The organism is Flexivirga sp. G2, from assembly GCF_055397625.1.
On the sequence record NZ_AP039675.1, the window covers coordinates 2,489,566 to 2,501,385 of the forward strand.

Genomic DNA, 11,820 nt, shown 5'->3' on the forward strand with positions numbered 1-11,820 from the left:
GGACCAAAGGCCCTGTGTCCCAGGGCGTTACGAGCTGCACGCTCGGTCACATGGGGCAAGCGATCCGTGCAGAGACCGTCGCGGTCCATGCCCGCAACCTCGAGGTGTCGCTGCACAGCCGGCCGGTGCTGCACGACGTCACCTTCGACGTGCCGGTCGGCGCCGTCGTCGGTCTCATGGGTCCATCCGGTTGTGGCAAGACGACCTTGATGCGCTCGATCGTCGGGGTGCAGCGGACTCGAGCAGGCGAACTCACCGTCCTGGGAGACATGCCCGGCACAGCGCGCCTGCGTCACCGGATCGGCTACGTCACCCAGACCCTGAGCATCTACCAGGACCTGACGATCGCGCAGAACGCGACGTATTTCGCTGCGCTTCAAGGCTATTCGCGTGAGAACGCGGATCAAGCCGTAGCCGCCGTGGGACTTGCCGACCTCGCCGGCCGCCGGGTCGACCGGTTGTCCGGCGGACAGGCCAGCCGCGCGTCGCTCGCCTGCGCGCTCGTCGGGTCTCCGACACTGCTGGTGCTGGACGAGCCGACGGTCGGGCTCGATCCCGTCACGCGGGAGGGGCTGTGGTCGCACCTGCAGGGTCTTGCGGCCGCGGGCACGACGCTGCTGGTGTCCAGCCACGTGATGGACGAGGCGGCACGCTGCGACGGTCTCCTGCTGATGCGTGACGGGCGGTTGCTGGCACAGCTGACGCCCGCGGAGTTGTTGCGCAGGAGCGGCGCCTCGTCATACGACGACGCCTTTCTGCGATTGATCCGCGAGGGACAGTCGACGTGAACGCGCGGATCCTGGGCGCCACGACCCGGCGCATCCTGCAGCAACTGCGCGCCGACCCGCGCACGGTGTCGCTGATCCTGGTCGTCCCGTCACTGCTGCTCACGCTGCTCTATTTCGTGTATGACGGTAGTCTCCTGTTCGACCGGATCGCCCTGACAATGCTGGGAATTCTGCCCATGCTGGTGATGTTCCTCATCACCTCGGTCGCGATGCTGCGGGAGCGGACCTCCGGCACGCTCGAGCGGCTGTTGACCACCCCGATGCACCGCGCCGACCTGCTGGCCGGTTACGGCATCTCATTCGCCCTCGCCGCCACCGTCCAGTCACTCGTGCTCGTGGGCGTCAGTGTCTGGGGTCTCGGCGTCAGCACGGCCGGCCCGATCCTGTGGGTGCTGCTCGTGGCCGCGATCTCGGCCACCGTGGGTGTCGCCACCGGACTGCTTGCCAGCGCGTTCGCGCGCACCGAGTTCCAGGCCGTCCAGTTCATGCCGCTGGTCATCGGCCCGCAGATCTACCTGTGCGGCCTGCTCGTCCCGCACAGCGCGATGCCCCGGCCCCTGCAACTGCTCGCCGACTGCCTACCGATGACGTATGCCGTCCGCACCCTCGGCGCCATCCGCGACCAGCCGTCACCCACCGGAGACGTCCTGCGCAATGTCGCGGTGCTCACGGCATTCGCACTCGGCGCCCTACTGCTCGGTGCACTGTCGATGCCACGCCGCACGCGCTGAGCACACCCGATCGGTTCCGTCCGCGACATCAGTCACACAGGGGCGAAGGTCCCTGGGCAGCAGCACCGGCGCGGTGAACCCTCGGAACATGACTCTTGCTGCGGAAGAAGTCCGCGCCCTCGACTCGTGGTTCCGAGCGGCGAACTACCTCGCCGTCGGACAGATCTACCTGATGGACAACCCGCTCCTCGAGCGGGATCTCGAGCCGGGCGACATCAAGCCACGACTGCTCGGCCACTGGGGCACCACGCCCGGGCTGAACCTGATCTACACCCACCTCAACCGGTTGATCCGGCAGCGCGACGTGAACGCGATCTTCCTGGCCGGCCCGGGGCACGGCGGACCGGCGGCGGTCGCGTCGGCATACCTCGACGGCACCTACAGCGAGGTCTACCCGCGGATCGGCAGGGACCGCGACGGACTGCGGGCGCTCTTCCGGCAGTTCTCGTTCCCCGGCGGCATCCCCAGTCACGTGGCGCCCGAGACACCCGGCTCGATCCACGAGGGCGGTGAGCTGGGCTACGTCCTGTCGCACGCCTACGGCGCGGCGATGGACAACCCGGACCTGCTCGTCGCCGCTGTCGTGGGCGACGGCGAATTCGAGACCGGGCCGCTCGCCACGTCGTGGCACGCCAACAAGTTCGTCGACCCGGTCCACGACGGCGCCGTGCTGCCGATCCTCCACCTCAACGGCTACAAGATCGCCAATCCCACTGTCGCAGCGCGCATCTCACGCTCCGAGCTCACCAAGCTGTTGGAAGGCTACGGACACGAGGTCCTCTCCGTCGAGGGCGACGAGCCGGACGACGTGCACCAGCAACTGGCCGCCGCGATGGACACCGCCCACGACCGGATCACCGCCATCCAACGGGCTGCGCGCGAGGAGCGTGTGGTCGGTCGGCACCCCTGGCCGATGATCGTCCTGATCACGCCGAAGGGCTGGACCGGACCACGCGAGGTTGACGGCGTGCCCGTCGAAGGCACCTGGAGAGCACATCAGGTGCCACTCCCGGGCACCCGGGAGAACGCCGCACATCGCCGGCAGTTGCAGGAGTGGATGCAGTCCTACCGGCCGCACGAGCTGTTCGACGAGGACGGGCGGGTGCGCGACGAGATCGCTGCACTCGCGCCGGCCGGCACCCGCCGGATGAGCGCGAACCCGCACGCGAACGGTGGCACCCTGCGGAAACCGTTGCGTATCAACGACTTCCGATCGTATGCCGTTGAAGTTTCTTCACCGGGAGGAGCAACGCATGAGGCGACACGGGTGTTCGGGACGATGCTGGCGGACGTCATACAGGACAACCCGTCGACGTTTCGGCTCTTCGGCCCCGACGAGACCGCGTCCAATCGGCTGGACGCCGTCTACCGGGTGACCGACAAAGTGTTCGCCGGCGACATCCGGCCCACGGACGAGCATCTTGCGCACACGGGCCGGGTGGTCGAGATGCTGTCCGAGCACACCTGCCAGGGCTGGCTCGAGGGCTACCTCCTCACCGGACGGCACGGGCTGTTCTCCTGCTACGAAGCGTTCGTCCACATCGTCGACTCGATGGTCAACCAGCATGCCAAGTGGCTGCACACGACGCGGGAGATCGACTGGCGGCCACCGGTGCCGTCGCTGAACTACCTGCTCACCTCGCACGTCTGGAGGCAGGACCACAACGGGTTCTCCCACCAGGACCCGGGCTTCATCGACCATGTGGTGAACAAGCGGTCCGACATCGTGCGCGTCTACCTTCCGCCGGACACCAACACGTTGCTGTCCACCATGGAGCACTGCCTGGCGAGCCGGCACTACATCAATGTGGTGGTGGCCGGGAAGCAACCGCAGTTCGACTGGCTCACAGGGGACGAAGCCGCCGAACACTGCGCCCGCGGTCTGGGGATCTGGGACTGGGCGTCCAACGACGACGGTGACCCGCAGGTGGTCCTCGCGTCCGCCGGGGACGTGCCCACGATGGAGACCCTGGCGGCTGTGTCGATCCTGCGAAAACACCTGCCAGACCTGCGGATCCGGATGATCAATGTCGTCGACCTGATGCGCCTGGAGGACGACACGCAGCACCCGCACGGACTCAGCGGCCGAGACTTCGACGCGCTCTTCACCACCGACCGGCCGGTGATCTTCGCCTATCACGGCTACCCATGGCTCATTCACCGGTTGACCTACCGTCGCACCAACCATCAGAACCTGCACGTGCGCGGATACCGCGAGGAAGGCACCACGACCACGCCATTCGACCTGGTGATGATGAACGACCTGGACCGGTTCCGCCTGGTGATGGACGTCATCGACAGGGTGCCGTCCCTCGGCAGCCGGGCCGCCATGCTGCGACAGCGGATGGCCGACACACGGCGCCGGGCCAAGGACTGGACCCGTGACCACGGCGAGGACCTGCCCGAAGTGCAGGACTGGTCCTGGACCGGAATCGGCAAATAGCCCGGGCAGAGAGGAAACATCATGTCCGAACAACAGCGTGTCGTCGTCGGAGTCGACGGGTCGGCGGATTCAACGGCCGCCCTGGAATGGGCCGAGCACTTCGCGGGGCAGACCGGTGCTCCCCTGCTGCTCGTCACCACCTGGGAACAACCGGTCGAGTATGGCGTTCCGGCACCCTGGCCCGCGGGCTACCGGCCCGACAAGACGGCGCGTGCCGTCGTGGAGAAGGCACGGGCGCACCTCGGGAACACGCCGGTGCCGGTTGAGATCACCGTCCGCGAGGGCAGGGCCGGAAGGGTGCTGGTCGATATTGCGGATCACTCGGCAGCGCTCGTCGTCGGCAGCCAGGGTCATGGTGCACTGGCCGAAGCCGTACTGGGTTCGGTGAGCGCCTATTGCGTGCGTCACGCGCACTGCCCGGTGGTGGTGGTGCGATGAATACGCGTCATGCGCCCGACGGGCCGAAGTGTGCGTGCGGCGTGCCACCACGCACAACGGGACCGAATGCGGTCTCCGGCACTAAGTCACGGGTTGACGCTGCGCACGCGGAGTCGACTGGAGGAACCCATCAGTTACCTCCATCCGGGAGCCACTCATGAGCCGACAGGTCATCGGCGGCGGCACGGCGGGCACGATGTTCGTCAATCAACTGCGCCGGACGCTCGCCTCCGCCGACTGGTCCATCACCCTCATCGACAGAGAACTGCTGTTCATCTGACATCGGGTGCCTTGCGCACCAACGGCTCGTAGCACAGCACCGCCGGCACGAGCATCACGAGCGCCAGCGCGGAGAGCACCGCGATGTCCGGCAACGAAGCGGTGGGCTGCCCGTCGGCATACATGAAGATCGCCATCGTGACCACCGCGGGAGGCACCAGCGCCGACCAGCCGACGACGGCTACGCGGGCGCGCGCCGCCCAGCGGTCGCGTCGCCAGGTGCCGATGCCCGCGACGAACATGGTGGGTATGACGATGCCGAGATCCTCCAGCGCGATCGTCCAGAAGATGGTCGGACTCGCCAGGTATGCCGCACTCGCCGGGTGATCGCTCATCACGTCCGACAGCGCCGGCACGTACCGCCCCACCATCAACAGCACGGCCGCGACGACCAGGACGCCACCGGTGACCCGGGCGCGCCGGACCGACAGAGCCGGGAGGGCCGACGGTTCGGTCATCGTCCAGGCCGCGACGGCGACCGCACCCGCCCCGGCGAAGAGCCCGATCAGCAGCGGGAAGAACCGCTCGACGTTGCCCGGTATGCCGGCGTAGTCCGGTCCGATGATGACCTCGGCGGCCATGTACACCGTGTATGCCGCAGGGCCGAGCGCGAGCGGCGCCGCCATCCGATGGCCGCGCAGCGCCGCGATCCCGAGGGCGATGCAACCGGGTGCGACGACGAACAGGGAGACCGCATCGGCACCTTTCAGCTGGCTGACCATCAGATCGGTCACGCGATATTTGATCACCCCAGTGACCAGTGGACCGAGCACCGACGTCGCCGCCAGTCCGGCGCCCAGGGCGAGCAGCCCCCCGCCCAGCCACCGCAACCTGCGTCCGTCTCGACGGCCACCACGACCGGTGCAGGTGCCGAAGGCCCTACGAAGGGCGTCCCGACGAACCGTCACAGGACGAAGGTGCGCAACAGGTCCACCGCGGTGAATCGCCGGCCGGTGATCGACTCCGGGTGGATCGTGAGCAGATGCGGTTTGGCGCCCGGCTCCCACGGGAACACCGGCAGGCGCAGCAGATCCAGCACCTTGTGCAGTTCGGCGATCTCGGCCGCGACTCCTGCCACCAGCACGCTCCACGCCGTCTTCGTGTCCGCGTCGAGTCCGTCGACCTCGAACGAGACGTGCTGGTCGACGGCCGCATCCAGCTTGGTGCCGGAGCCGGTACGGAAGAGGATGTTCCCGTCGAAGACGGTGTGGTTGACCGGATAGATCTCCGGCCGGCCGGCGACGATCACGCCCAAGCGACCGATGGGTGAGCTGCCGAGCAACTCCATGCATTGCGCGGTCGTGAGGATCTGTGTGCGGGGGTGAGTTGATGCCTGCATGGCCCTACTCTGGCTCCCCGATCTCGCTGACGGCAGGGCCCTTGGTCCCTGCCGGGGCAGTCCTCGCCGGCACGGTGAGCGCGGTGCGCCGGACGACGGTGACGGTCAGCCCGACCGTCACGATGGCGCTGATCGCCAACAGCAACATCCCGATGCTGTAGGACCGCGTCTGACTGTAGATGTAGGCCATCACCAGGGGTGGCACGAAACCACCCAGGCCGCCGGCGGCACCAACCAGGCCGGTGACGCCGCCGACGCGGGCAGGATCGGTCACTTGCGCGATCAGCGCAAAGGTCGCACCGGACGCGGCGCCCAGCGCGGCGGCCATGATCAGGAAGACCGGCGTGCCGTAACCGCGCAGCGGTGGTTCTGCCGAAGCGATCGCAGCACCGGCCGCGACCAGGGTGAAACACGTTGCCAACACGGAGATCGAGCCCATCCGGTCCGCGAGAGCGCCACCGACCGGGCGCATGATCACAGCGATGACGACGAAGCCGGCCATCTTGCTGGCGGCGTCCGCAGCCGACAGTGCGTAGGAGTTCTTCAGGTAGAGCGGCAGGAAGACCGAGAACGCGACATACCCGCCGAACCCGACGGCGTAGAGCGCACCGGCCTGCCAGGTGATCGGCAGTTTCGCGGTCGCCACGAGGCGCGGGCCGAGCGGTGCGGCGGGTATGACGCGCCCGGGCGCGTCGCGCAGCACGAGCCAGGCGACCGCCGCGTAGGCAGCCAGCACGAGAGCGACGATGACGAACGGCGCCGACTGACCATGCGTCTTGAAGAGGTTGACCGTGGTCAGAGCGCTGATCGCGGTGCCGCCCATCCCCGCGCCGAAGATGCCGATCGCCATACCTCGCTTCTCCGGGGGGGAACCAGGCGTTGACGAACGGCACACCCACTGCGAATGCGGTACCGCCGATACCGAGGAAGACTCCCGTGACGAGCAGGGCACCGAACGAGCGCTGCGCCCACAGGCCGATCACCAGCACCGGAACGATCGTGGCCGCCGAGACCAGCGGGAACATGATCCGTCCTCCCCACTTGTCGGTCAGCGCACCGACCGGGATCCGTCCGATCGAGCCGACGACCACCGGCACGGCCACGAGCAGGGTGGCCTGACTCGCCGTCAACGGCTGATGTTCGCTGAACGGCAACCAGCCGAGCGCCTTCTGGTACCCGGCCGGCGGCAGTTTCGCCCGGTCCGGGCTGAACAGCGGGCCCAGCGGGCTGATCAATGCCCAGGCCCAGAAGTTGACCGCGAATCCCACTGTCACCATTGCCAATTGAACCCATGGTTGCGGATTCGGCTCCGGTCGTGGCGAACCTACCGGTCTTGCTGAGGGCGAAGAATCGATCATGTCGTACTACTCCTTCGGTGTGCCAGGCGTCCACGTCACTCGACGTCGCGACGCAGGTATGCGGTGATGCCCCCGGCGAGGGCGAGCGCGGCCATCACAGTGAGTGCGGCGAGGCTCGTGCGGGGCAGGTTGTCCGCCGGGAAGGCGGCCAGGTGATCGAACGGGGACCAGGTTCGTAGCCACGCAGGCAGCGACAACAGGTCACCGAACTGAGCGACGGCCGCTGCGAGTACGAGGACGGCCCAGCTGATCGGCGTCCAGCGGTGCCCGACGCCGAACAGCAGGATGCTGACGGCCACGGTCGCCCACATGGCCGGGAAGGTCGCGGCGCCCGACCGGAGCAATGGGCCGATGCTCGCGTGAGCCCCGGAGCCGGTGAGACGGTCGGTCAGCCCGATGACTGCGGTGAACACGACCATCGATCCGGCCGGCAGCGCAAACGCCCAGCACACATACGGCGTGAGCATCCTGGATCGGCTGACCGGGCTCGCGAGCACGGAGTCCAGCCGGCGGGCACGCTCTTCGGTGGCGAGATGGCTGATGACCGTGATGCCAGCGGCGGTCGCGATCAAGGCACCGACCGAGATCTCGGTCGCGAGGTACAGATCGATCAGCGAGCCGTGACCGGCACCGAGGGAGCGCAACATCCGCTCCACGGCAGCGCCTGAGGAGCCGGAGAGGCTACCGGTCAAGCTACCCACCACGATGCCGAGTAATGCGAAGCAGGCCATCCATCCGGCGACGGTACTGCGCAGCAGTCGCCATACGAGGCCGGCATTTCCGGTGATGCGGCCGTGCGCGGCCCCGCGGCGTTGCGGTAGCAGGCCGGCTCCGAGGTCTCGCCGGTCGAGCAAGGTGTATGACGCCAGCGTCAACACTGCGAAGAGCAGCAGACCCGGCACGATGACCCAGTAGTGGTTCGCGCCGAACGGCTCCGACCGGCTCGCCCAGCCAAGGGGACTGAGCCAGCTCACCGGCGCCGCGGTGGTGTCACCGATCATCCGGACGAGGTAGAGGACGGCCAGCGCGATGAGTCCGAATTGACCGGCCCCACGGCCACTGCCGGCGACCTGAGCGCCGACGGCAGCCAGTCCGGCGCCGGTCAGTCCGATGACCACCCAGCACAGGCCGAAGTCGAGCGCTCCCCCGACGGGCGCGCCGACCACGACCAGCGCAGCAGCCCCGGCAACCGAACAGGCGACGGCGCTTCCCGCGGCGAGCAAGAGTGCAGCGGTCAAAGGTGCATGACGGCCGACCGTCTGCGCCGCGATGAGCTCGGCCAGCCCCGACTCCTCCTCCGCTCGCGTATGACGCCGGACGATCATCTGGGCCAGGATCGCCACACCGAGACCCCCGGTCAGCAGCACCTTCGAGACCCCGATCGCGTCGATCGAGGTGGGCTGGGGCAGTGGGCCGTACATCGCGACGAACGCGGCATTGCGCATGGTGCCCAGGAGACCGGCCGGTATGTGCGATCCGGCCGGGTAGAGCCCGCGGGTCGCCCGGTCCGATCCCGCGGCCAGAATCGCCAGCAATCCCAGGGTGCAGGCGATCATCACCCGGTCGCGACGCACCGCCGCCGCCAGCAGCGGCGTCGTGCCGGCGGTCCTTCTCGGGCGGACCCCTCGCCGCGTCTCGACCCAGAGCACTGACGGCCAACTTCGTGTCGTGCTCACGCGGCGTCGTCCTCGAACTCCTGGAGGAACAGGTCCTCCAACGACGGCGGGGTGCACACGACCGCCGTGATGCCGTGCGTGCTCAGCGTGGCGATGAGCGCTCCGACCTGATCCGGCGCCGCGGTGAAAGTCAGCCTGCTCCGCACCGGCCCCGGCCCTGGCAGGTCACCCACCGAGACGTTGTGCATCTCGGGCAGGGCAGCCAGCTCACGGCGGGTGACACCGCTCTGGAGGTCCAAGCGGACGCCGGTCTGTGCGATCCGGCGCAGTTGCCGCAGCGTCCCGCTCGTGATGGCCCTACCGCCGCGCAGCATCGTCACCGAGTCGGCGATCTCCTCCACGTCGCTCAGAATGTGACTCGACAGCAGCGCTGTCTGGCCCTCCCGCTTGCGTTCCAGCAGGATCTCGTGGAACACCCGGGTCATCAGCGGATCCAGACCACGCGTGGGCTCGTCGAGCAGGAGCAGCCCGACGTCGGCGGCGAGCGCCGCGACGAGGGCGACCTTCTGCCGGTTACCGGTCGAGTAGGTGTGCCCCTTGCGGCTCGGGTCCAGTTGGAACCGCTCGATCAGCTCGTTCTGACGCCCTCGCGCGACTCCACCGCGCAGTCTGGCGAGTACGTCGATCGCTTCCCCTCCGGTGAGGTTCGGCCACAGTGCGACGTCGCTGGGGACGTAGGCCAACTTCCGGTGCAGCGGAGCGGCCTGCGACCACGGGTCGAGACCGAGCACCCTGACCCGCCCCGATGTCGGGCGGAACAGGCCGAGCAGGATCCGGATGGTGGTGGACTTGCCGGCACCGTTCGGGCCGAGGAAGCCATGCACCTCGCCATCGGCCACCTGCAGGTCGAGGCCGTCGAGCGCGACGGTGGCGCCGAACCTCTTGTGCAGGTCGGTGATGCTGATGGCACTCATCGCGGCTCGGTCCTTGGTCGGGACCCGCGGCTTGCGGTCATGACGGCACCTGCTCGCGCAGGTGGGTGTCCGACCGACGTATGGCGTCCTGGACCGGGACCGTCACCATGACGATCCCGTCGCGCAACTCGCGCGCGGCGCCCGGAAGTTCGTCGGTGACGACCTCCAGCATGTGGTGATTGACCGCCTCGACATAGGCGACGAGCGTCGTCAGCTGCATCCTGGCTGCGTTGCCCAACAGCGCTGCCAGCAGTCTGGTGCCCACGCCGTGACCCTGCTCTTCGTCGTCGACGGCCAGCCCAAACTCCCCCGTGTCGGCCGACTCCCGATGTGTGGATCCGACGCCGACGACCTTGCCTGCGGGACTGACTGCGACGACGGCGAACAAGGTCCGCCCGGGGTCTAGCAGGGCGTCGACGTAGTCGTCGGCAATGCGTGGCGACATACAGAAGAAGCGTTCGTACCTTGACTGGTCGCTCCATCGGTGGAACAGCGCACGCAACGCGGGAATGTCCCCGGGGCGCAACGGTCGTACGTCGACCTGAAGAGGGTGCATGAGATACCTCCCGTGAATGGTGATGGTCGTCTGTTCAGCGGGTGAGCACGACCTTGAGGGCATTGGTTTCACCGGCACGGGCGAAGACGTCATACGCTTCGGCGAACTGGTCCATGGCGAAGTGGTGCGTCACGAACTGTTCGGTGCCCAGCAGCCGGCGCTGCAGGAGTCGCATCAACGTCGGTGTCGATGCGGTGTCGACCAGACCGGTGGTGATCGTGACGTCACGCGGCCACAGCTGCTCCAGGTGCAAGGTCGCTGGGCTGCCGTGCACTCCGACGTTGGCGATCCGGCCCGCGGGCCGCACCAACCGAGTACACATCTCGAACGTGGCCGCGGTGCCGACCGCTTCGATGGCGACATCGGCGCCGAGTCCGTTGGTGAAGTCCCCGACCAGTGGGCCGGGGTCGTCCTCGGAGCTGTCAACCACAACGTCGGCGCCGAAGCGCCGGGCAGCCTCCAACCGCGACGGAGCTCGGTCGACGGCGATGATCCATGACGGGCTGAACAGTCGGGCACTTTGGATGACCGACAGCCCGATCGGTCCGGCGCCGACCACTACAACCGTGTCGCCGGGCTGCACCTTGCCGTTGAGGACACCGACCTCATACCCCGTCGGGCCGATGTCGGCGAGCATCAGGGCCTCCTCGTCGGAGACACCCGACGGGATCGGGTGGGTCGATCGATCGGCGAACGGGATACGGACGTATTCGGCCTGCGTGCCGTCGATCGTGTGGCCGAGTATCCAGCCGCCACCGCCGCGGCACAAGCCGTAGCGACCGACGCGGCAGTAGTCGCAGTTGCCACACGCCGTGATGCAGGACAACAGCACTCGGTCCCCGACGCCGCGACTGGTCACCCCGGAGCCGGCCGCAATGATCGTTCCGACTGCCTCATGGCCGAGTATTCGGCCCGGTGTGACTTCGGGTACGTCCCCGCTCAGGATGTGCAGGTCGGTGCCGCAGATCGTCACCGCGTCGACCCGGACAATGACGTCCGTATCGGCTTCGAGCACCGGCCTCGGCACCTGGTCCCAGGACACGTGTCCGGCACCGTCATACACGACCGCCCGCATCGACTGCGTCGTGGAACCGGGGGCGGACTGCTCCGGTGCGGCCGCGGATTCACTGTGGATCGTCATCGCGAACCTCCTTCGCTCGGTGTTCTGCCAATGACCAGTGCACGCCTCGGCGATCACGGTGGACAGGGACCAACGGCCCGCCTCCTGTGGCGAATAGACGCGGGACGTTCGTCCCTGGCCCGACGCCCCGGGACGGGCCGACCGTGGAGGCGAACGA

General features: G+C 68.0%; 12 protein-coding genes and 1 pseudogene. 5 read left to right on the plus strand and 8 right to left on the minus strand.

All coding sequences use genetic code 11. The features are described from left to right. Positions 1–50: 50 nt before the first annotated feature. From ACZ50J_RS12110 to ACZ50J_RS12130, 5 genes are all read left to right on the plus strand, one after another. Positions 51–788 (plus strand): ABC transporter ATP-binding protein, encoded by a 738-nt coding sequence (locus ACZ50J_RS12110; protein ID WP_464297416.1) that lies wholly within the window; start codon positions 51–53, stop codon positions 786–788. Further along, positions 785–1,519 carry an ABC transporter permease gene (locus ACZ50J_RS12115; protein ID WP_464297417.1) on the plus strand — a complete coding sequence of 245 codons (735 nt, stop codon included), beginning with the start codon at positions 785–787 and terminating at the stop codon, positions 1,517–1,519. The genes ACZ50J_RS12110 and ACZ50J_RS12115 overlap by 4 nt, the downstream gene beginning before the upstream one ends. An 88-nt stretch (positions 1,520–1,607) precedes the next feature. Further along, positions 1,608–3,962 carry a phosphoketolase family protein gene (locus tag ACZ50J_RS12120; protein ID WP_464297418.1) on the plus strand — a complete coding sequence of 785 codons (2,355 nt, stop codon included), beginning with the start codon at positions 1,608–1,610 and terminating at the stop codon, positions 3,960–3,962. 21 nt (positions 3,963–3,983) lie between these two features. Then, positions 3,984–4,400 (plus strand): universal stress protein, encoded by a 417-nt coding sequence (locus ACZ50J_RS12125; RefSeq protein WP_464297419.1) that lies wholly within the window; start codon positions 3,984–3,986, stop codon positions 4,398–4,400. 157 nt (positions 4,401–4,557) lie between these two features. Continuing rightward, on the plus strand, positions 4,558–4,680 hold the full coding sequence (locus tag ACZ50J_RS12130; RefSeq protein ID WP_464297420.1) for a hypothetical protein: 123 nt from the start codon (positions 4,558–4,560) through the stop codon (positions 4,678–4,680). On the opposite strand, the gene ACZ50J_RS12135 is transcribed toward ACZ50J_RS12130, so the two are convergent. The 8 genes and pseudogenes from ACZ50J_RS12135 to ACZ50J_RS12170 all read right to left on the minus strand — a co-directional run bounded on the left by ACZ50J_RS12135 (position 4,673) and on the right by ACZ50J_RS12170 (position 11,663). After that, positions 4,673–5,587, minus strand: coding sequence for a hypothetical protein (locus tag ACZ50J_RS12135; protein WP_464297421.1), 915 nt, complete (start codon positions 5,585–5,587; stop codon positions 4,673–4,675). The genes ACZ50J_RS12130 and ACZ50J_RS12135 overlap by 8 nt on opposite strands. Continuing rightward, positions 5,584–6,018 (minus strand): pyridoxamine 5'-phosphate oxidase family protein, encoded by a 435-nt coding sequence (locus ACZ50J_RS12140; protein ID WP_464297422.1) that lies wholly within the window; start codon positions 6,016–6,018, stop codon positions 5,584–5,586. The genes ACZ50J_RS12135 and ACZ50J_RS12140 overlap by 4 nt, the downstream gene beginning before the upstream one ends. A gap of 4 nt (positions 6,019–6,022) precedes the next feature. Then, positions 6,023–6,868 carry an MFS transporter gene (locus ACZ50J_RS12145; RefSeq protein WP_464297423.1) on the minus strand — a complete coding sequence of 282 codons (846 nt, stop codon included), beginning with the start codon at positions 6,866–6,868 and terminating at the stop codon, positions 6,023–6,025. A gap of 67 nt (positions 6,869–6,935) precedes the next feature. Next, positions 6,936–7,376 (minus strand): annotated as a pseudogene (locus ACZ50J_RS12150) (MFS transporter); the annotation flags it as partial. A gap of 35 nt (positions 7,377–7,411) precedes the next feature. Continuing rightward, complete coding sequence (locus tag ACZ50J_RS12155) at positions 7,412–9,052, minus strand: ABC transporter permease (protein ID WP_464297424.1); 1,641 nt, start codon at positions 9,050–9,052, stop codon at positions 7,412–7,414. Further along, positions 9,049–9,966, minus strand: coding sequence for an ABC transporter ATP-binding protein (locus tag ACZ50J_RS12160; RefSeq protein WP_464297425.1), 918 nt, complete (start codon positions 9,964–9,966; stop codon positions 9,049–9,051). The genes ACZ50J_RS12155 and ACZ50J_RS12160 overlap by 4 nt, the downstream gene beginning before the upstream one ends. Before the next feature lie 37 nt (positions 9,967–10,003). Then, the gene (locus ACZ50J_RS12165; RefSeq protein WP_464297426.1) at positions 10,004–10,522 is read right to left on the minus strand and encodes an N-acetyltransferase family protein; all 519 of its coding nucleotides are present in this window, start codon (positions 10,520–10,522) and stop codon (positions 10,004–10,006) included. Between the two features lie 34 nt (positions 10,523–10,556). After that, positions 10,557–11,663 (minus strand): alcohol dehydrogenase catalytic domain-containing protein, encoded by a 1,107-nt coding sequence (locus ACZ50J_RS12170; RefSeq protein WP_464297427.1) that lies wholly within the window; start codon positions 11,661–11,663, stop codon positions 10,557–10,559. Positions 11,664–11,820: the final 157 nt, after the last annotated feature.